The sequence below is a fragment of the Paramagnetospirillum marisnigri genome (genome assembly GCF_001650715.1).
Classification (GTDB): Bacteria; Pseudomonadota; Alphaproteobacteria; order Rhodospirillales; family Magnetospirillaceae; genus Phaeospirillum; species Phaeospirillum marisnigri.
Map to the genome: position 1 here is coordinate 31,501 of NZ_LWQT01000109.1, position 20,498 is coordinate 51,998.

A 20,498-nucleotide genomic window follows, 5' to 3' on the forward strand; every position below is an offset into this window, starting at 1 on the left:
CGATTTCCTATTCGAAGGACAGCTTCTTGTTCTCCTCGTCGAAATCGACCACGAACACCTGGCGCGGCGCAAGCTCCACCTCGATCAGTTCATCGTAATCGAACACGGCGGGATTGTTGCCGTCGCGCATGCGGGCACGGATCAAATGGCGCCCGGCGGGAACCTCGCGCGAATCATAGAACCGCGACCGCCCGTCGCCCGACAATCCGGCGGGCTTGGCGGTCTGGCTGAACACGGTGACACCGTCGATATCCATTTCCAGCGTCACCGAATTGCGCTCGCGGCCGCAAGATTGCTTGGACCGCATATTGGGCGGCAGGGCAGCCAGCTCCTCGGGCGAGCGCTCCTTGCAGTCGCCCAGCCGCTGCCCGGCATGGGTCAACGACAACCGCACCAGCGCATTATCCGGCGAGTGATGGTGATAGGCCGGCGACGAGGCGAAATACGCGATCATCACGGCGAAAGCGGTATAGGCCAGGGCCTGACCGGCGATGTGCTGCGGCTTGATCATTCCGCCACCCTCCTCTTGGTGGTCGTCGGGCGTTCAGGTTTGGGCAATTCGGCCAGGGCAACCCGGAATTCAGCCAGATCGCCCATCAGCCACTTGGTTTCCGTGCTGGCCGCCCAGGACAGCTTGACCCGATCGCGCGACACCGCGCCGCGCAACTTGGGCACCCGCTCGCCCGCCAGGCGCAGTTCGGTCCATTCCGGCCCCAGCCGGTAGAAGCATTCGCCGGGACGGCAGGCGGTGACCAGCACGCCGTCGGCCAGGTCCTTGTTCAGCACATAATCGATCAGCGACGGCGGCAGCATGCCGGTGCAATGCAGTTCCAGCACCCCCACCGAAGACCCCCTCAGATGATCGAGCTTGGCGCCGTGCTCGCAGCCCAGAACCAGCACCCGGTTGTTGCCCACCAGTCCATGGGTACGGGCCGAGATGCGCTTGATCATCAGGTCGAAGGTGAAATCGGGAATATCGATACCGGTCTTGCGGTTCTCGCCCCCCGGCAGGAAGGGATTGGTGCGGTTGCATGACGCCATGCACATGCCGCAACTGGTGCACAGATCGGGCTGCACCACCGCGATCTTCTCGTGGCCGGACTGGTCCTCGCGCGGGCGCATGACCACCGCCCCGAACGGACAGTCGAAGGTGCAGACGCCACAGCCATTGCAGTCGGGCGGCGACACCTCGGCGGCGGCGCGGCGCTTGCGGCCGAACACCATCCACGGCATCAGCGACAGGAACACCGTCACCCCGATGGCCACCGCCCAGGCGATCAACGGCCCCTTGGTGTCATAGAGCGGATACAGCGCCATGTAGTACCAGTCGGGATTGAGCAGCGCCGTGGTCTTGCCCAGATCGGCGGGAGGATGGCTCTGGGCCGGATGGATCAGCGACAGCAGCACCAGCATCAGCCCCGAGCCGATCACCAATTGGCGCGGCGGATTGGTATTGGCGCGGTTGATGCGCAGGATGTGGATCCACATGGCGAACAGCAGGAACAGCGGCACCGCGATATGGATGAAGATCAGCAGCGTGAAGAAGCGGTCGGTCAACGCGCCGGGATTCATGAAGTTGCGCGCGATGCTCTGGCCGAAAATGCCCAGGAAATCCAGCCATTCTGCGGTGCCGATGGCTAGGTACTGGGCCAGTTCGTCCCACACCAGCCAATAGCCGGTGATGCCCGACGAGAACACCATCCAGATCAGCGGCACGCCGGTGAACCAGGCGAACCAGCGAGCGCCGTGATAGCGGTCCAGCAGCCATTCACGCAGCAGATGCAGCATCATGGTCAGAACCATGGCATCCGAGCCATAGCGATGCAGGCCACGGATCATGCCGCCCCAATACCATTGCTCCTTGGAGATATATTCGATGGACCCCCAGGCGCGAACCGCGCTGGTGTCATAGGGAATGAACAAATATAGACCGCTGGCGCCGACGACCCAAAAGAAGAACCAGGACATGGCGCCCAGGCAATACATGGGATTTGACTCGCGCCCCACCAGGGTGTCCCAGCCGCTTTCGACGCGGAACAGGCCGTTGCGCAGGGCCTTTTTTATTGGATTGGACAAGGCGGGTTTCCTCTTCTCTTCTATGCGTCAGGCCTCGGACCGCCGCTGGCGCCATAGCCGGATCATCCACCACAGGATGGTCAGCACCGCCAGCAGCCCCGAGCCGATGGACAGGAAAATTCCATAGTCAAAGCGATAGGCATCGGCCGAGGGGTCGTAGACCGTGCAGAAAAAGCGGATGCGGTTGGAAATGGCCTCGAAGGAATCCAGGGCGGCGGTACGGCCCAGCACCAGGTCCTTCAAAGGCTCCACCAGTTGGGGAATCTCGAAATTCTCGCCATAGACCTGACGGTAGATGCGGCCGTCCTTGTCGATCACCGTGGTCTGGGCGATGTGGTCGAAGCCGCGCGAGGTCACGAACCAGGTGAAGCCCAGATCGGCGGCCAGTACCTCCATGGCCTCGGCCCCTCCCGCCAGGAAGGTCCAATCGCTGACGTCGATCCCCTGTTGGCGGGCATACATGCGCAGCGCGTTGGGTGTGTCGCGCACCGTGTCGAAGCCGATGGTCACCACCTGGAAACTGTCGTCGCCCAGGGCCTTGCGCGCCTTGTCCACCGCCTTGGCCACCGTCTGGGTGGTCACCGGGCAGGTATGGTCGCAGGCGGTATAGACCATGCTGACCACCAGCGGCTTGCCGCGAAAGGACGACAACGCCACCGGCCGGTCGTCCTGGTCGCGTAAATGATGCTCGGCCAGAACCCGGCCTTCCGAGGCGCGCGAGCGCTTCAGCGCCTCCTCGGCATTGGCGGTCACGCCAGGGGCCGCCAGTGCCGGGAGCCCGGCCAGCAGCAGGATCAGCAATACGGGAAGCAGCCTGAGGTCAAACATGCGTGTTTTCTAATTCTCTTGCCCGTCATCGACCATGACGGTGGTCAAGCCGTATGGCCGCGACGAAAAAAAACGGGCGGAATCTCGCGATTCCGCCCGCCTTTCCCAAGACCCTCGCCTAGCTCATGAGCCAGGTGCTGGCCAGATACTTCCAGTTGACGAAGTAGTAGAGCACGAACACCGTCAGGAACAGCAGGGCCAGGGTGAAGGTACCCGGGACCGAAGCATGCTGCTCGCTGCCATAGGACGCCACCGGCGACGGAGCCGGAGCCGGTGCGGTCGCCTTGATGGGCTTGCCGAACAGCACCGAGCCGACGATGACCACCACGAACAGTGCTCCGCCGATCACCGCGATGACCGCGGACACGCCCACGATGCCCATCATCAGATAGGCGGCCGGGGGATGGCTGAAGGCATGCGGGGCATCGGAGAAAGCCATGTCCCAGTGACGACGGGACACGCCGAGGGTACCGGCACCCATCATGAACAGCGAGAACACGCCCATGCCCAGGCCGAACAGATAGGGCTGGAGCTTGGCGAGACCCGGCATGATGATCTCGCGCTGCCACAGGGCGGGCACCAGGAAATAGGTGATCGCCATGAAGGCCAGCGTGGTGCCCACCGCCACGGTGCCGTGGAAGTGACCCGGTACGTAGATGGTGTTGTGGATCATGATGTTGATCTGTTCCACGCCCATGGTGACACCGGAGATGCCGCCCAGGAAGCCGAACATGATCAGGGACAGGAACATGCCGGAGAACACCGGATTGCCCCACGGAGCCTTACGCAGCCATTCGAACAGGCCCTTGTTGAAGCCCTTCTTGCGCTGCGCCGCCTCGATGCAGCCCGGAACCGTCAGACCGTGGATCATGGACCCCAGCACGGCGAGATACATGCCGTAGGAGGTGTTGAAGATCTTGTAGGACGACGACAGGCCGGGTTCCACCAGCAGATGGTGGGCCGAGGCGATCTGGAGGAAGAACACATAGGTCAGGTAAGCCATGCGGCTGACCTTTTCCGACAGCGGCTTGGCGCCGAACAGGATCGCGGCGATGGCGTACCACACGGCAATGTGGGCGGCCACGTTGATCTGCTGCGACGAGTGGCCCATGCCCCACCACACCACCTTGTACATCAAGGGGTCGATATGGCTGATCAGCCCGATGGACCACAGGAAGGTCGGGATCAGGATGATGGCGCCGGACGCGATGGTGTAGACGGCGATGATGCAGGCCACCAGGGCGCCGAAGGTCACCAGCGGGATGGAGCCCTCATAGGTCTTCTCTTCCTTGGCCACCACCAGGGTGCCCAGGAAGATGAAGCAGGCGATGAGCGCGCCGACCGCGAACAGGATCAGACCCACATAGAACAGCGGATCGGCCTGCATGGGCACATAGGAAGTCATCATCACGGAAGAATTGCCCTCGAGCACCTTCCAGTTGGTGATGGCGGCACCCAGGACCATCAGGGCGAACGCCACCCAGCCCATTTTGGGGGCTGCGAGACGACTCCCGAGCAGGATCGCCGAGGCGAAATACATCAGGGCGACTTCGAAGAAGATGCACCAGACGATCAGGATGTCGATACCGTGCGCGGTCAGCGCCAGGTAGAACAGATCGGCCGGCAGCAGGTGCACCGACGGCCAACGGGTCAAAGCGACGAGCAGACCCATCAGACCACCGATGGCCAGCACCACGATGGCGACGACCGCATTGGCCTTGATGAGCTTTTCAGCTTCGTCGTGAATCTTCAGACCTGTCAATCCGCAGGTCCGAAATACGGGCTTGGCAACCATTTGCGCTCCCCCTCGATTACTTGGCAGCCACGACTCGGATTTTTCCGAGCATGGTGTGGTGGCCGATACCGCAGTATTCGTTGCAGATGATGCCGAAATCACCCGACGTGGTCGGAGTGATGGTCACCACCTCGTCGATACCGGGATGGACCTGCAGGTTGATGTTGGCGGGCTGCACCGAGAAGCCGTGCTGCCAGTCCAACGACGACAGATGGAGGCGATAGCTCTTGCCCTGTTCGAGCTCGAGAACCGGATACCACTCCCACAGGCGGGCCAGCAGGTAGACGTCGGACCCGGCCGGCGGACGCACCACCGGGGTCTTGGCCTTGCCTTCCTCGCCGACGGTGAACTTGGCCACCATGTCGTCGACCTTGGCCTGATACGCTTCCGGATGGATGCGATAGGCCTCGTTCGACATGTTCTGGCTGCCCTTCAAGTGCCACAGCGGCATCATGGCGAACATGATCAGAGCCCAGACCAGGGCCATGCCCACCCACAGCAGCTCGACCTTGTCGACGGGCTCGTTGAACCAGATTTTTTGTTCCGGAGGAGAAATCGACATTGCGTGCCCCCCTTATTTCGCAATCGGCAGTTGCGCGACTTCCATGACTCCCCACAAGGTGTAGGAAACCGCCGGAACCACAACACCGATGAAAAGCAGCAGGAACGGGTTATCCAGGATGCGCTGCATCACCGGAACCGGTTCCTCCTGCTTGCTCTCGACTGAATTAGACATCGATCGAACTCCCTTGGCATTTCCGAACGAACTCCGGACGACCGGACCCTGACCGTCGCATTACGGAAAGTTCATTTCGTTGACTTTGGTAAAGTCAGACGCAGTGGAGTACCGATTTCACGAAGTTTTCTTGCGCCCAAAGCCCGGGATCGGGTGATAAAATTATCCGCGGCGCGTCAGGTCGTGCATGGCCCACAGGCACAGGGTCAGCAGGGCCATGGCCCCCATCTGGTGAGCTGAGGCCAGCCAGACCGGCACCGCCATGACCAGGGTGCCGATGCCGAGAATCACCTGCGACACGGCCATGGCCGCCACCCAGTGGATGACGGCGGGAGTGGAGGCGCCCAGCCGCCGCCAGCACAGCCACCAGCCGCCCAGCGCCACCACGACGGTGATCTCGGCCAGGGTGCGATGGGTGAACTGCACCGTCATGTGATCCTCGAACAACTCGTGGATGCCGGTGGCGAACAGGCCCTTGGGAATCAGCTGGCCATCCATCAGCGGCCAGGTGTTGAACACCAGACCGGCCCGCAGCCCCGCCACCAGCCCGCCAAACAGCAAGGTGACCACCACCAGGATCAACAGAAGGTGCAACCAGCTCCGGGCCATGGCGCGGCCGCCTTCGGGCAGGCGGCGGGGGGACTCGGCGAGATCGGCCAGGATGCCGAGCGCCATCCAGAACATCCAGCCATGGATCAGGAAGGCAAGGCCGAGATGGGCGGTGAGCCGGTAATGGCTGACCGCCGGATTGTCCACCAGACCGCTGGCCACCATGATCCAGCCCATGCCGCCTTGGGCGGCGCCCAAGGCGAACAGGCCGATCAGGCGGGGAATCAGCGCCTTGCCGATGCGGCCCGACAGGGCCAGCCACAGGAAGGGAATGAAGAACACCAAGCCGATCAGGCGGCCCCAGACCCGGTGGATGTATTCCAGCCAGAAGATGCCCTTGAACCCGGCGAGCGTCATGCCGGCGTTGACCAGCTTGTATTCGGGGCTTTGCTTGTATTTCTCGAAGAACAGGTGCCAATCGGCGTCGGTCAGCGGCGGAATGATGCCGCGGATGGGTTCCCACTCCACCATGGACAGGCCGGAATGGGTCAGCCGCGTCAAGCCGCCCAACAGCACCATCACCGCCACCATGAAGCAGCAGACCAGCAGCCAGATCGCCACGGGGCGTTGGGTGGCGCCAGGGGCGCCCAAGCGGGACTCGTTCATGGACCGCACCAATCCCTTGACCATTGCGTCCCCCCTACTCTGTCATCCCGACGACCATGGGGAGGAGGGAACTCGTCCTGGCATGACCGCTCGGAATCGGCACCATGGCCCGGGCAGAGATCCCTCGCTTTCGCTCGGGATGACAACACGAATCAGTTGTTGGGCCGACCGGCACTACCGGGTCGGCGCGCCGACTTCCAGCAGGGCCAGCACCGCATCCAGGCTTTCCTTGCGGCTCCAGTCGACTTCACCCTGCATGCGGGCGATTTCATAGCCCCTGGCGTCGATGATCAGCGAGGTGGGCATGCCGCGCACATTGGCGGCCTTGGCGACGGAGCCGTCGGCGTCCACCACCAGCGCCAGATGGGTCAGGCCCTTCTCCTCCAGCAGTTTCAGGGCGGGCGCCGCCCCTTCCTTGTCCTCGGAAACGGTAAGGATGTCGATCCCGGCGGCGGCGGCCATGGGGGCGAAGGCACCCAGCGTCGGCAGTTCGCGCACGCAGGGAATGCACCAGGTGGCCCAGAAATTGATGACGGTGGGGCGCTTGATCCGCTCGCGGAACGGCGCCGAGCCTCCGACCGCATCCACCGAGACCACATCGGTCAGCGGCATGGGCACCCGCGCCTTGGATGCCAGATCAATGGTCAGGGGCGGCACCGTCTGCGGCTTGCGCATTTGCAGCCCGGTGCCGAACACCAGGGCCAGGATGACGGAAATGGCCACCAGAATAAGAACGCGATCCGACATGAGACGTGTCACCCGTGCGAGGAACCGGCGGTTCCCTTCGGGCGAAACTACACCATGGCCAGGGCGGCGACGAACTTGCTTTTGGTCAAGGCCCGCCGCCCTCTGTGTTCCAATAAGCCTAGAATCCCCAGCTTTCGGTCTGATTCCGCGCCGTCAGCGAGAAATTGGCCTCCAGGTAGCGGACCAATTCCGCCACCGATTCGTCGGCGGGCTTGCCGGTGGTGACCAGGGCCAGTTCCGGCGCCTCCGGCGCCTCGTAGGGGGCCGAGATGCCGGTGAATTCCGGGATCTGCCCCGCCCTCGCCTTCTTGTACAGCCCCTTGGGGTCGCGCTTCTCGCACTCGTCCAGTTCGGCCGCCACATGGATTTCGTGGAAGACGTCGGGATGGATGGTGCGCACCCGGTCACGATCGGCGCGATAGGGCGAGATGAAGGCGGTAATCACCAGCATGCCCGCCTGGGCGAACAGATGCGCCACCTCGCCCACCCGGCGGATATTCTCGGCCCGATCCTCGGGGGAGAAGCCCAGATCGGAGCACAGGCCGTGGCGGACATTGTCGCCGTCCAGGACCATGACCTGCCAGCCCTTGAGGAACAATTGGCGCTCCACTTCCATGGCGATGGTGGACTTGCCCGCCCCCGACAGGCCGGTCAGCCACACCACGCCGCCGCGATGGCCGTTGGCCAGGGCGCGGGTCTCGAAATCCACCTTGTGGGCGACCTCGGTGATATTGGCCGACTTGTGGGCCTGATGGATTCCGCCCGCCTCGGCGATGACGCCGCCGCCGACGATGTCGTAGTCCTCGACCACAACGAAGCGGCCCAGGCGGGGATTGTCCAGGAAGGAGTCGTGGGCGATGGGGGTCCGCGAGCGGAACACCACCTCGGCCACGGCGTTACGGCCGACCTCGGCGCCGGGATGGTTGGCCAAGTCCTCCACGTCGATCACCCGCTCGATGGCGATGACCTCGACGGCGTATTCGGCGGTGGCCAGCTTCAGCTTATAGCGCGAACCCACCTTGAGCGCGTTGCGGCCCAGCCAGAACAGCCGCGCCTTCAGTGTATGGGAAACGGCGGGGGCGGCTTCCGCCAGGCTGGCGACCTGGCCGCGTTCGATGAAGATCTGCTCGTCCAGGGTGATGCCCACCGACTGCCCCGCCCCGGCCGAGACGGCGGAGAGCGACTGGACACCCCAGGACTCGATGGAGGCCACCCGGGCGGACTTGCCGGTGGGGGCAAAGACCAGGGTGTCGCCCACCTTCAGGCGGCCGGATTCGATGCGCCCGGCGATGATGCGGCGCTGGTCGAACTTGTAGACATCCTGGACCGGGAAACGCAGGGCGAGGTCGGTGGCGGGTCGCGCCTGCTCGAACAGGTCCAGGGCGCCGAGCACGCTGGGTCCCTTGTACCAGGCAGTCTCCGCCGAGTTTTCCGAGATGTTGACGCCGCCCCGCGCCGCCACCGGGATGACATAGGTGGGCTCGACCCCGATGGAGTTGAGATAGGCGACGATCTCGGCCTTCACCACCTCGAAGCGGGTCTGGTCGTAGTTCACCAGGTCCATCTTGTTGACGGCGACGGCGATCTGGCGCAACCCCAACAGGTGCAGCAGATAGCCATGGCGGCGCGACTGCTCCTGCACCCCCTCGTCGGCGTCGATCACCAGCACGGCGGCTTCCGCCGAGGCGGCGCCGGTGATCATGTTCTTGAGGAATTCCTTATGGCCCGGCGCGTCGATGATGACATAGGGCCGGAACTGGGTGGCGAAGCGGATCTGGGCGGTGTCGATGGTGATACCCTGGTCGCGCTCGGCCTGCAGCGCATCCATGACGAAGGCCCATTCGAACGGCATGCCGCGCTTGTCGCAGACCTCGCGCAGATATTCCACCTTGCCTTCGGGCAGGGCGCCGGTCTCGTTGAGGATGCGACCCACCAGGGTGGACTTGCCGTGATCCACATGGCCGACCACCACGATCTTCATGGGGGCGGCGGAAAAGGCGGGAGCCGGGGTATCGTCGATCCGGACGGCGGCGGTGTTGCTCATGCTCATCACTCCCTGCTCACATATATCCGCCGGCACGCAGCCGTTCGAAGGCGTCTTCCGATTCCTTGTCCTGGGCCCGGCCAGACCGTTCGGAAATGCGGGTGGTCTCCAGTTCCTCGATGATCTCGGCCACGGTGGTGGCGGTGGAGGCCACCGAGCCGGTGCAGGGGGCGCAGCCGAGCGAGCGGTAGCGCTTGCCGTCCTTGGCGAAATACAGGCTGACCATGGGAATCCGTTCGCGTTCGATATAGCGCCAGACGTCCAACTCGCTCCAGGCCAGCAGGGGATGGATGCGCAGATGGGTGCCGGGGGCGAAATCGGTCTTGAACTGGTCCCAGAATTCGGGCGGCTGATCCTTGAAATCCCATTCGGCGGCCTCGGTGCGCGGGCTGAAGACGCGCTCCTTGGCCCTTGTGCCCTCCTCGTCGCGGCGGATACCGGCGATGACGCCGGTGAAGCCGTGCTGGGCCAGCAGGGCCTTCAGCCCCTCGGTCTTCAGCGCGGTGCAGCAGTTGACCCGGCCCTCATGCGGCCCCATCCCGGCGGCCAGCGCCTCGGTATTCTCGCCCACGATCAACGGCAGCTTCCATTCCTTGGCGACGCGGTCGCGGAATTCGATCATTTCCGGGATCTTGTGCTTGGTGTCCACATGCAGCACCGGGAACGGCACATGGCCGAAGAAGGCCTTGCGGGCCAACCACAGCATCACGTTGGAATCCTTGCCGATGGACCACAGCATGGCGATCTTGTCGAGGCGGTTGAAAGCCTCACGCAGGATGTAGATGGACTGGGCTTCCAGGGCGTCGAGATCGGTCATGGTCATAATCGGAAATCTCTTTCACTCAGCGCGGGCGGCGACGTGAATGCCGCATTCGGTCTTGGCCAGGCCCGCCCAGCGGCCCGAACGGGGCGATTCGCCGGGCTGGGTCGGCCGGGTGCAGGGCCAGCAGCCGATGGAGCGGTAGCCTTGCGCCACCAGGGGATGACGCGGCAGGTCGCGGGCCACGAAGGCGTCCTCGATGTCCTCGGCGCTCCAGGTGGCCAGGGGGCTGACCTTGATGACGCCGCCGCTCTCCTCGATGGTGGACAGCGCTTGCCGCTCGGCGCCATGGGCGCGCTTGCGGCCGTCCACCAGGGCATCGAAGCCACGGGTGACTCTGGCCAATGGCCGCACCTTGCGTAACTCGCAACAGAGGTCGACATCGCTGCGCCACAGCTCCTCGGCGGCGGCCTTGTCCTCGGCGGTGGGGCGCGCCACCACCAGATTGGTCAAGCCCAGGCGATGTTGCAACGCCTCACGATACTCCACCGTCTCGTCGAACAACTCGCCGGTATCGAGGAAGATCACCGGGACGGTCGGGTCCACCTGGGCCACCAGATCCAGCAGCACCGCCGATTCGGCGCCGAAGGACGAGGTGACGGCGATGCGCCCCTTGAGATCGCCCAGGATCAGGGCTTCCAGCAGCGCCTTGCCGTCCAGATGGCCGAAGGAGGTCCGCAGACGTTCCACCGTGCCGGGGGCGACGGCCATCACGCCACCTCCACCAGCACGTCGGCGAGGCTGCCCACGGCGGCCACCACCGAAGGGGCGGGCTTGCGGATCACATGGCCGATGGTGTCGATGAAATAGGCCAGCGCCTCGCGATAGGACTCGGCATGGCCGGTGACCAGGGCGGTGGTGCGCTCGGCCAGCACCGATTCGAAGGCATTGCCCGCCTCGGCGGCGGCGGCGGAGGCACGGAAGCGGGCGAACACCTCCTCGGCCCCCTCGCCGTCCTCGGTGGGCTGGCCCTTGGCAGCCAGCAGCAGCCGCACCGCATAGGCGGTGGCGTCCTCGCCCGCCTTCAGGGCCTCGGGCCACTGGCCCCGCGCCAGACGGCGATCCAGGTTGATCAGGCCGTCATCGGCCAGATCGGCGTAATAGGTGGTGCTGACCTGGGGCGCGGCGCATTCGCCCTTGGCCTTGGGCGGGCCGACGAAGACAGCGGAATCGCCCCAATCGGTGAAGCGCTCGTCGCCGCCCTGGCCCTCCAGCGGCGCCAGGATGGCGGCAATGCCGTCCTTGCCCATGCGCTCGGCCCAGGCACGGATATCCTCGCCCGACGCCCGCACCGGACCAATGGCGGCGCGCAGCAGCGCCACCGCCTGATCGGCGAGGCGGGCGGGAATGATCGGGCCTTCGAAGCCGACCACGCCACGGGTGGCGTCGCCGCCCAGATGGAGCTGGTAATGGGGGGCGGGCTTGCCGTCGATCTTCTTGCCCATGCCGTGCAGGCCGATATCGGCCACATGGTGCAGGCCGCAGGAGTTCTGGCAGCCCGACACATGCACCGAGACGCCGCGCGCCGAGATGTCGTCCCGAGCCTGTTGCTCCACATGCAGGCCGAAGCCCTGGGAATTGGTGATGCCGATACGGCAGGTTGTGGTGCCGGGGCAGGACACCACGTCGGGCACATCCTCGGCCTGGGCGGGCACATCGAAGCCAATGGCCCTCACCGCCTCGGTCACCTGGGCGACCTTGGCGGGATCGACTCCCAGCAGGGCCAGCTTCTGGTCGCGGGTGGTGCGCGTCTGCGTCACCCCGGCATTGACCGCGATATCGTGCAACTGGTCGAGTTGGTCCGAGCTCAGCAGGCCCAGCGGCACATAGATCACCAGGGCCTTGCTGCCGTCATGGCCATCCACCACGCCAACCGGAGTGCGCGCCACCGGAGCCTCGGTGGGCTTGCGCCAGGAGAGGGGCTGCCAGGGGCGCTGCTGCAAGCCTTTCAGACGGTCGAACTCCTCGCGGAACAGGGCGACGAACTTTTCCTCGCCGAAGCGCTTCAGCACGAATTTCAGGCGGGCCAGCGAGCGGTCGCGGCGGTTGGAATACTTCTGGTGCAGCCGGGCGGTGGCTTCCACCACGGTGGGAAGCTCTTCCTCGGTCACGAAAGGCAGCACCTCCACCGCCATGATGGGCTGGCCGCCGAGGCCACCCGCCGCCAGGACGCGGAAGCCCTTGCGCCCCCCCTGCTCGACCGCGATGAAGCCGAGATCGTGGATGGGCGAGGCGCCGCAATCGGTGGCGCAGCCCGAGACGGTGAACTTCATCTTGCGCGGCATGTGCTGCACCAGCGGCTGGCGCAGCCAAGACCGCGACAACTGATCCGCCACCTGACCCGCATCCACCAGTTCCCGGGGACAGGCCCCAGCCAGGGCGCAGGCGCTCATGTTGCGCAGCGTGTTGCCGCAGGCCTCGCGGGTGGTGATGCCGTTGCTGTAGAGATCCTCCAGCATGTCGGCGGTGCGCCCCAGCGGCACGTAATACATCTGGAAATCCTGCCGGGTGGTGATGTGGGCCGAGCCCTGCGCGAAATTGCGGTTGACCCTGGCCAGGGTCTTCAGCCAGGCGGTGGGCACGATGCCGCCGGGAATCTTCAGGCGCACCATCTGCACCCCTGCCTGCTTCTGGCCATAGACGCCATAGCGCAGGCGGAACGAGGTGAACTTCTCCTCGTCCCACTCCCCGGCCAGGCGGCTTTGCAGCGCCTGACGGTATTCGGCAAGGTCGGACATGCGGGCCAGGGGCTCGATCACGTCAAGGCCGGTATGGGGGACATCCTTCATGACTGCGCCTCTATTCACATAAAAAGTTTGTAACTTGCATCCTAAATACGAAATAGCCGACATTTCGCAGTTGCGTCAACATATTTTTGTGTAGTTTAATCCTGTTATGCAGTAGATTAACTGTACATTGTAGACAGCGGAGCCAGCCATGACCGACGCCCCCACCCTTTCCTCCCCCACCTCCTATGCCGGTGATATCACCCCCAGCGAGGCATGGAAGCGGCTTGCCGAGGCACCCAACGTTAAACTGGTGGACGTGCGCACCCAGGCCGAATGGTCGTTCGTCGGGGTTCCGGATTTGGCCCCTGTGAACAAACAGGTCTTGCTGATTTCCTGGCAGGTCTTCCCGGCCATGGCCCGCAACGACGCCTTCGCCACCCAGTTGTTCTCCCACGGGGTGGCCAAGGATGACGTGATTCTCCTGCTGTGCCGCTCGGGGGTGCGCTCCAAGGCGGCGGCGGAATACCTGACGGCGCTCGGCTATAGCCAGTGCTGGAATGTCAGCGACGGCTTCGAGGGGCCTCATGACGAAGACCGCCATCGCGGCTTGAAGGCGGGATGGAAGGCCGAGGGACTGCCCTGGGCGCAGGGGTGACGTGTTGCCCCGGACACAGCCGGTGATATATTGTTGCGCCAAAGCGGTTGGGCGTTGACACCCGGCACGTTTGGATCGATATCGATTCCAGCTACAGTCTCCATCAAGGCTCGCCACGCGGGTCAGAGGTCGCCCTTGTCTTTCAAGCCCGCCGTGTTCATGGTTCTCGCCCTGGGTTTCACATCGGGCGCGACTCTTGCCGCCGAATCCTCCGTCGGCCCGTCACAGCGGCTGGACGCCGCCATTGCGGCGACGCCTTCCACCGAGCCAGCTTCCGATGCCAAGGCCCTTCGGGATTTCTATAAGTCCCGGGGCGGCCTACCGGTCTGGTCCGAGGCCCGCACCGCCGCCATGGTGGCCGAGATGCAGGCCGTCGCCACCGCCGAGGGTCTGAACCCCGCCACCTATGTTCCCGGTGCTGCGGACTCCGAGCTGCAGCGTGACCTGCTGGTCAGCGCCGCCCTGCTGCGATTCGGCCGGGACCTCGCCATTGGTGCGGTACAGCCGGATCGGGCCTTTGGCGGCTTCGGCCAGGACAGCCGCGGACAGTTCGACGGTGCCCGTTTTTTGCGCGACCTCGCCGAAGGCAAGACGCTGCGCGACCTTGCCGCCTCGGCGGTGCCCCAGTTCATCGGTTATGCCCGGTTGAAACAGGCACTGGAACAGACCCGCGCCATTGCCCGCGCCGGGGGCTGGCCCCAGCTTCCCGATGGTCCCAAGCTGGTGCCCGGCGACAGCGACGACCGCATTCCCACCTTGCGCAAGCGTCTGGTCATTTCCGGCGACCTGTCGCCGACCCTGGCTGACGGTCGCGAGTTCGACGCCGCCCTGGTCGATGCCGTGCGGCGGTTCCAGGGTCGCCACGGACTTGATCCCGACGGCACCGTCGGCGCCCGCACCTTCGCCAATCTCAATGTCACCGCCGAGGCCCGCATCCGCCAGATCGCCGCCAATCTGGAACGCTGGCGCTGGATGACCCGTCAACCGGGGCGGCACCATGTGGCGGTGAACATCCCGGCCGCCATGCTGGACGTGGTGGAGGACGGCGCGGTGGCCTTGAGCATGCGGGTCGTGGTGGGCGACGTGAAGCATCCGACACCGAGCATGAACACCAGCATGAGTTCCTTGGTGCTCAATCCGCCATGGTCGGTCCCCGCCAGCATCGCCAACAAGGAAATCCTGCCCAAGCTGCGGCGCGACCCCAACTATCTCGCCACCAGCAACCTCAAGATCATCGAATACCCGGAAGACAGCCCCGAGGCGGCGGGCGATGGCATCGACTGGAACGCCATCGGCAAGAAATTTCCCTACAGGCTGCGCCAGCCGCCGGGACCCGACAACGCGCTCGGCCGGTTGAAGTTCAACCTGAAGGATTCCGACGACATCTATATGCATGATACGCCCAATCGCAAGGCGTTCGCCCGCTCCTACCGCGCCCTGTCCCATGGCTGCGTCCGTCTGGAGCGGCCGGTGGATCTGGCGGAGCTGATGCTGGGCGACCACTGGAAAGGACGCCTTGACGCCGATATCGCCGCCAAGCGTTCGACCCGCACCATGAAGCTGGAACGCACCGTTCCGGTCTATCTGATGTATCTGACCGCCTGGGTCGATGACGAGGGAACGCCTCACTTCCGCGACGACATCTATGGGCACGACCGCCGCCTGTCGCCCGCGCTGGAACGGGCGCGCCAGCCGCTGTTGCGCACCGCCGCCAGGTCGGCCGACCGCAAACTTTAATCACCAACCACCCCCAAGGGGTAGTTGACTCCCGCCCTCTCCCCAATGGTAATAAGGTCCCGACCCGAGGGGGAGAGCCTCGGACACTAACAGGGAGGGGGCATGATCCATACGGCCAAAAGCCGACGCGGCTTTCTGACCCTTGGTCTCGGCGCCGCCGCGACCCTTCTGGTCCCCGCCCAGGCGGAAGCCGCCGCACGCCGCCTGCCCGAGCGTTCGCTGCACCTCTACAACACCCATACCGGCGAGTCCTTGAAGACCGTCTATTGGGCCGAGGGGCAGTACCAGACCAAGACCATTGCCCAGATCAGCCGCTTCCTGCGCGACCATCGCAGCGGCCAGGTCCACCCCATCGACCCGCGCCTGCTCGACGTCATGGCCTCGGTGCAGCGCAAGGTGGGTGCCAAGGGCGCCATCCACATCATCAGCGGCTACCGTTCGCCCTCGACCAACGCCATCCTGGCGTCCTACAGCGACGGCGTCGCCACCCACAGCCTGCACACTGTCGGCAAGGCGGTGGACATCCGACTGCCCGGCCACCAGACCCGCCATGTGGGCAAGGCCGCCAAGATTCTGAAGGCTGGCGGAGTCGGCATCTATCCCGACTCCGATTTCGTCCATATCGATACCGGCAAGTTCCGGACCTGGTAGGGGCTTGCCCCTACCCGCCCTTGCGGCTTTCCAACATGGGGCGAATGCCCTCGATGGCCTGCTCGATACGGTCGGCGGGCACCTTCTTCAAATCAAAGCCGAACCAGCCTTGGGGTAGTTCCAGCTTGCCCTGATCGACATTGCCGATCCTAAGATTGGACAAAGCCATCTCCACCGGGGTGTCGTCGCCATCGGCCTTTTCCAGCACGCCGACCGCCTTGACCACGATGCCCTCGCGGCTGGTCCAGATTTCACCGGCAAATCCGCCCTTGGGACCATCGGCGCGGGCCTTCCAGCGGGTGGCCTTGACGCCCGCCATCGTCTCGTCGCGCATCTTGGTCTTGGTCACCCGCCAGGCGTCGAGCCCCCCCGCCAGCGATCCCGCGGCATGCAGCGACAGCCCCACATACCAGCGCCCGCCGGTGCTCATGACATAGGCGGCGTCGGAGTCGCGCAGCAGCAGCACCGCCTGGCCGCCGCCGCTGGTCGCGACCTCGCGCCGTTCCCGGCCCTTGGCGTGCCACACCTTGCCCTGATAGATGCCCTTGGGTCCGCTCAGGGTGAAGTCGGCGCTGTAGGGGGTGGCGGTGTCCAGCAGATCCAGCGCCGCCTCATCGGCCGTGGCGGCCGTGGCGATGCCAAGCCCCAGCACCAGGGTGAGAAGAATTCCATGAAACCGTGCCATGATCACCATTGCATCCTTGCGGGAAGGCGCGCCCGTACAAATATGGCGCGTAATAAATTTGGCGCCACCTTCGTCGCGCACTATCATCGACATGGCAAGACCAAACCATCGGAGTCCCAGGATGACCGGAGCCAAAGCCGACGACGATGCCCGCATGGTGGATCGTGCCGTCACCGTCCTGGCCCGATCCACCGAGGCCCTGGTGCGTGCCACCGATGAATTCACCCTGCTGGAGGAAATCTGCCGCATCGGCGTCGAGGTTGTCGGCTATCGCCTGGTATGGATCGGCTATGCCCGCCCCACCCCGGGCAAGCTGGTGATGCCCATGGCCAGCGCCGGAGCGGCGCGGGCCTATCTCGACCACATCACCATTTCCTGGGCCGATGACGAGTTCGGCTGCGGCCCCACCGGCATTTCCATCCGCACCGGCGAGCCCTGCATCATCACTGATACCGAGACCTCCGAGGTCTACCGCCCCTGGCGCGAGGCGGCCCGACGCTTCGGCTTCCGCTCCACCATCTCGCTGCCCATCGGCGACGGTGACGAGCGCATCGGCGCGCTGATGTTTTACGCCGACCAGCCCAATGCCTTCGACCCGGTGACCGTCCGCCTGCTGATGGGACTGGCGCGCAATCTGGCCCATGGCATCTCGGCCCTGCGCATGAAAGCGCTGCACGACCAGACCGCCCGCGACCTGGCGGAGAGCGAGGAGCGCTATCGCTCCCTGATCGAAATGGCCCCCGATGCCATTCTCGTCCATTGCCACGGCACCATCGTCTTCGCCAACCCCGCGTCGTCCGAGGTATTCGGAGCCGGGCCCGACGTCTCGCTGGTGGGGCGTCCGTTGCTGGACATGGTCCACGAGGACTCGAAGACCATGGCGGTCTCGCGGATCGCCGAACCGCCGCCCGGAACCTATGTCGGGCAATACAAGCTCACCACCCTGGACGGACGGGTGTTCGAGGCGGAAATCACCGCCTGTTCCATCACCTTCCGAGGGGTTCCCGCCCGCCTCCTGACCATCCGCGACATCACCGAGCGGGCCCAGGTGCAAGAGCAACTGCTTCAAAACGCCAAACTCGCCACCTTGGGGGAAATGGCTGCGGGACTGGTGCACGAGTTGTCCCAGCCGCTCAACATCATCCGTCTGGCCGCCGAGGGCGCCCTGATGCTGATCGAGCGCGGCAAGGCCACTCCGGAATGGCAGGCGCAACAGTTCCAACTGGTGGCCGAACAGTCCGAGCGTGCCGCCGAGATCATCGACGACATCCGGATCTTCAGCCGCCGCGACACCACGCCCTTGCAGGTCTTCGACGCCATGCAGACGGTGGAATCCGCCGCCGAGGTTCTGTGCCGCCAGTTGAAACCGGACGGGATCAGCCTGGAGGTGGCGGCGGCAACGGCGCCGACACCGGTTCGCGGCCGCAGGGTCCAGTTGGAGCAGGTGGTGATGAACCTGCTCAACAACGCCCATCATGCCCTGCGCGATGGCAAGAACCACATGCCGCGCGATTGGCGCGGCCAGATCCGGATCGCCGCGGAACAAGACTTTGACCGGCTGCGCATCCTGATCAGCGACAATGGCCCCGGCATCCCGGAAACCATCCGCCATCGGATTTTCGAGCCCTTCTTCACCACCAAGGACGCCGGACGCGGCACTGGCCTGGGCCTGTCGGTCAGCTATAGCCTGATCGCCAGCATGGGTGGACGCCTGCAGAGCCTGGAATGTGCCAGTGGGGCAACCTTCGCCATCGACCTGCCGCTGGTGGCCAATGCGGGACCGTCCCAGATGACCTCGATGCCGCCTTGCGCCCCCATGCCCAGCGCATTGGGCAATGGCCATATCCTGGTGGTCGACGACGAGGCCGCCGCCGCCGATGCCCTCGCCCATTATCTTCGGGCCCTGGGATGCCGGATCAGCATCGCCGCCGCCGGGGATCAGGCCTGGGAGTTGTTCTGCAAGGACCCGGCCGATATTGTCATCACCGATCTGCGCATGCCGGCCGGCAATGGCGAGGAACTGGTGGAAAAGCTCCGCGAATTTGATCCCCTGCTGCCCATCATCATCGTTACCGGCCATCTCGGTGCCACCGAACGACTGACCGACACCTTGCAGGATGATCGTTGCGCGGTGCTGAAGAAGCCTCTGGCCTTGGGAAATCTGGGCGAGCTGATCGCCCGCTTCCTCCAACCTCCGGGTGAATAGCTTTTTTCGCCAGGTTTTGCCTTGTTGCCATTGTTTGTTTCATTTTGCTTGTTTATACTTTCAGGTAGGTAACAACAGCGCCAACGCCACAAGCCGGGAGTGGGGCTATATGCAAATTCTGGTGGCCGACGACCACAAGCTGGTCCGGGACGGCCTGAAGCCGTTCCTCCAAGAACTTGATCCCGGGGCAGACATCCTGGACGCCGCCACATTGAGCGAGGCCTTGCAGGCCATTGAGGGCGCACCCAATCTCAGCCTGATCCTGCTCGACCTGATGATGCCCGGGATGGACGGCCTGGACGGCTTGGTCCAGATCAAGGCCAAGGTCCCCAATATCCCCGTTGTGATCGTGTCGGGATATTCCACCCGCGACCATGTGGTCGCCGCGGTGCAGTCCGGGGCCGCCGGTTTCATCCCCAAGACCGTCAGCGGCACCGCCATGGTCAATGCCCTGCGTCTGGTGCTGTCGGGCGAAACCTATCTGCCGTCCAGTTCGTTCTTCGAAGACCCCGCCAACCAGGGCGCCCAGCCCATCGCCCCCAAGCCGGCGGCGGTGCCGCCGCCTTTCGACCGCCTGTCGCGGCGCGAGGGTGAAATCCTGGCCCAGTTGGTGGAAGGGCGAACCAACAAGGAAATCGCCATCGCGCTGAGCCTGCAGGAAATCACCATCAAGGTGCACCTGCGCAATGTCTATCGCAAGATCGGCGCCGCCAACCGCGCCCAGGCCGTGCGCATCGCATTGCAATCGGGTTGGATCATGCCGCCGGTGATCAACTAGTTATCCCGCGCCGCGCCCGGTCGGCGGCGGCCAGCGCCGCCTCGGCGCTCTCGCCCGCCACCAGGATGTGGTAGCCCGCGAACATGGCGAAGCTGTGGGTCTGGGCCAACCAGACGAAGGGCTGGGCGTTGATGCGGGCCATGACGTCGCGCACCTTTTCCCGCGCCGAGACCAGATCGGTGGCGGTCAGGACAAGGGCGAAGTCGGTTCCCCCCAACAGCCCCACCAGATCACTGCCCCGGAGCGACCCAACCAGATGGGCCGCGATATGGCGCAGGGCGGCATCGCCCGCCGCCACGCCCTCCACCTGGCGGATATGCTCGATCCCGGCCACGTGCAGGACCACCAGGACGCCGTCGCCGCCACCCGTGACCAGCAACGCCTCCAACGCCCGCATCAATCCCCGCCGATTGAGGGTGGCAACCACCGAGTCGCGTTCCGCCAAGCCTTCCAGAAAGGCCTGGCGCCTCTGATACTGGCCATCGAGCCAGCGCAGCCGGTCCATCTCGGACAGCAGGCGGGTAACCGCAGCCATCACCTGGGGCGTGACGGCGGAGTCGGGCAGGCCCAGGATCGAGGCCACATCCGCCACCGAATGTTCCACCTGGGGCGGCTCGTATTTGGGATAGGGCGACTGATGGGGAGAATGATGCAGATCCTGGTCGCGCACGTACTCGTTGACGTGACCGACGGAAAAGACCGGATCGCTGCGGAACTGATTGGCCATTTCTCACCCAGCGCGAACGATCCGAGAGTACCATGTTCATCGCATCATGTCCGGTATTTCGGCATTACG

General features: G+C 64.7%; 19 protein-coding genes. 5 read left to right on the top strand and 14 right to left on the bottom strand.

All coding sequences use genetic code 11. The annotated features are described in order from the left end of the window. Positions 1–7: 7 nt before the first annotated feature. The 12 genes from A6A04_RS18605 to A6A04_RS18655 all read right to left on the bottom strand — a co-directional run bounded on the left by A6A04_RS18605 (position 8) and on the right by A6A04_RS18655 (position 13,050). Complete coding sequence (locus A6A04_RS18605; RefSeq protein WP_068495523.1) at positions 8–511, bottom strand: hypothetical protein; 504 nt, start codon at positions 509–511, stop codon at positions 8–10. Next, positions 508–2,076 (bottom strand): cytochrome b N-terminal domain-containing protein, encoded by a 1,569-nt coding sequence (locus tag A6A04_RS18610; protein WP_068495524.1) that lies wholly within the window; start codon positions 2,074–2,076, stop codon positions 508–510. Before A6A04_RS18610 ends, A6A04_RS18605 begins: the two co-directional genes overlap by 4 nt. A 27-nt stretch (positions 2,077–2,103) precedes the next feature. Beyond that, the gene (locus tag A6A04_RS18615; RefSeq protein ID WP_245651295.1) at positions 2,104–2,904 is read right to left on the bottom strand and encodes an SCO family protein; all 801 of its coding nucleotides are present in this window, start codon (positions 2,902–2,904) and stop codon (positions 2,104–2,106) included. Positions 2,905–3,022: 118 nt separating this feature from the next. Then, positions 3,023–4,699, bottom strand: coding sequence for a cbb3-type cytochrome c oxidase subunit I (locus A6A04_RS18620; RefSeq protein WP_068495525.1), 1,677 nt, complete (start codon positions 4,697–4,699; stop codon positions 3,023–3,025). Positions 4,700–4,715: 16 nt separating this feature from the next. Continuing rightward, a complete protein-coding gene (locus A6A04_RS18625; protein ID WP_068495526.1) occupies positions 4,716–5,261 on the bottom strand; it encodes a cupredoxin domain-containing protein in 546 nt (181 codons plus the stop codon). Between the two features lie 12 nt (positions 5,262–5,273). Then, complete coding sequence (locus tag A6A04_RS22760; protein WP_172822822.1) at positions 5,274–5,435, bottom strand: hypothetical protein; 162 nt, start codon at positions 5,433–5,435, stop codon at positions 5,274–5,276. Positions 5,436–5,597: 162 nt separating this feature from the next. Continuing rightward, positions 5,598–6,650: a COX15/CtaA family protein gene (locus A6A04_RS18630; protein ID WP_068495673.1), complete on the bottom strand. Its 1,053-nt coding sequence runs from the start codon at positions 6,648–6,650 to the stop codon at positions 5,598–5,600. Between the two features lie 174 nt (positions 6,651–6,824). Further along, entirely contained in the window at positions 6,825–7,397 is a 573-nt protein-coding gene (locus tag A6A04_RS18635) for a TlpA disulfide reductase family protein (RefSeq protein WP_068495527.1), read from the bottom strand. 118 nt (positions 7,398–7,515) lie between these two features. After that, a complete protein-coding gene (gene cysC, locus A6A04_RS18640) occupies positions 7,516–9,441 on the bottom strand; it encodes an adenylyl-sulfate kinase (RefSeq protein WP_068495528.1) in 1,926 nt (641 codons plus the stop codon). Positions 9,442–9,457: 16 nt separating this feature from the next. After that, positions 9,458–10,258, bottom strand: coding sequence for a sulfate adenylyltransferase subunit CysD (gene cysD, locus A6A04_RS18645; protein ID WP_068495674.1), 801 nt, complete (start codon positions 10,256–10,258; stop codon positions 9,458–9,460). A gap of 21 nt (positions 10,259–10,279) precedes the next feature. Continuing rightward, positions 10,280–10,972, bottom strand: a complete 693-nt coding sequence (locus A6A04_RS18650; RefSeq protein ID WP_068495529.1) for a phosphoadenylyl-sulfate reductase — start codon at positions 10,970–10,972, stop codon at positions 10,280–10,282. Continuing rightward, the gene (locus tag A6A04_RS18655; protein WP_068495530.1) at positions 10,972–13,050 is read right to left on the bottom strand and encodes a nitrite/sulfite reductase; all 2,079 of its coding nucleotides are present in this window, start codon (positions 13,048–13,050) and stop codon (positions 10,972–10,974) included. Before A6A04_RS18655 ends, A6A04_RS18650 begins: the two co-directional genes overlap by 1 nt. A gap of 148 nt (positions 13,051–13,198) precedes the next feature. On the opposite strand from A6A04_RS18655, the gene A6A04_RS18660 reads away from it, so the two are divergent. The 3 genes from A6A04_RS18660 (at position 13,199) to A6A04_RS18670 (ending at position 16,033) form a co-directional block, all read left to right on the top strand. Beyond that, entirely contained in the window at positions 13,199–13,645 is a 447-nt protein-coding gene (locus A6A04_RS18660) for a rhodanese-like domain-containing protein (protein WP_068495531.1), read from the top strand. A gap of 135 nt (positions 13,646–13,780) precedes the next feature. Next, entirely contained in the window at positions 13,781–15,382 is a 1,602-nt protein-coding gene (locus tag A6A04_RS18665; RefSeq protein WP_068495532.1) for a L,D-transpeptidase family protein, read from the top strand. 102 nt (positions 15,383–15,484) lie between these two features. Further along, on the top strand, positions 15,485–16,033 hold the full coding sequence (locus tag A6A04_RS18670) for a YcbK family protein (protein WP_068495533.1): 549 nt from the start codon (positions 15,485–15,487) through the stop codon (positions 16,031–16,033). A gap of 10 nt (positions 16,034–16,043) precedes the next feature. Here the strand turns inward: A6A04_RS18670 and A6A04_RS18675 are convergent, their stop codons facing one another. Beyond that, complete coding sequence (locus A6A04_RS18675; RefSeq protein WP_068495675.1) at positions 16,044–16,718, bottom strand: hypothetical protein; 675 nt, start codon at positions 16,716–16,718, stop codon at positions 16,044–16,046. 121 nt (positions 16,719–16,839) lie between these two features. Here A6A04_RS18675 and A6A04_RS18680 point away from each other — a divergent pair, with 121 nt between their 5' ends. Both A6A04_RS18680 and A6A04_RS18685 read left to right on the top strand, forming a co-directional pair. Next, a complete protein-coding gene (locus A6A04_RS18680; RefSeq protein WP_245651296.1) occupies positions 16,840–18,924 on the top strand; it encodes an ATP-binding protein in 2,085 nt (694 codons plus the stop codon). Positions 18,925–19,033: 109 nt separating this feature from the next. Then, positions 19,034–19,702: a response regulator transcription factor gene (locus tag A6A04_RS18685; RefSeq protein ID WP_068495535.1), complete on the top strand. Its 669-nt coding sequence runs from the start codon at positions 19,034–19,036 to the stop codon at positions 19,700–19,702. Here A6A04_RS18685 and A6A04_RS18690 read toward each other — a convergent pair. Further along, positions 19,695–20,429, bottom strand: a complete 735-nt coding sequence (locus A6A04_RS18690) for a GGDEF domain-containing protein (RefSeq protein WP_068495536.1) — start codon at positions 20,427–20,429, stop codon at positions 19,695–19,697. The genes A6A04_RS18685 and A6A04_RS18690 overlap by 8 nt on opposite strands. Between the last annotated feature and the right edge of the window lie 69 nt (positions 20,430–20,498).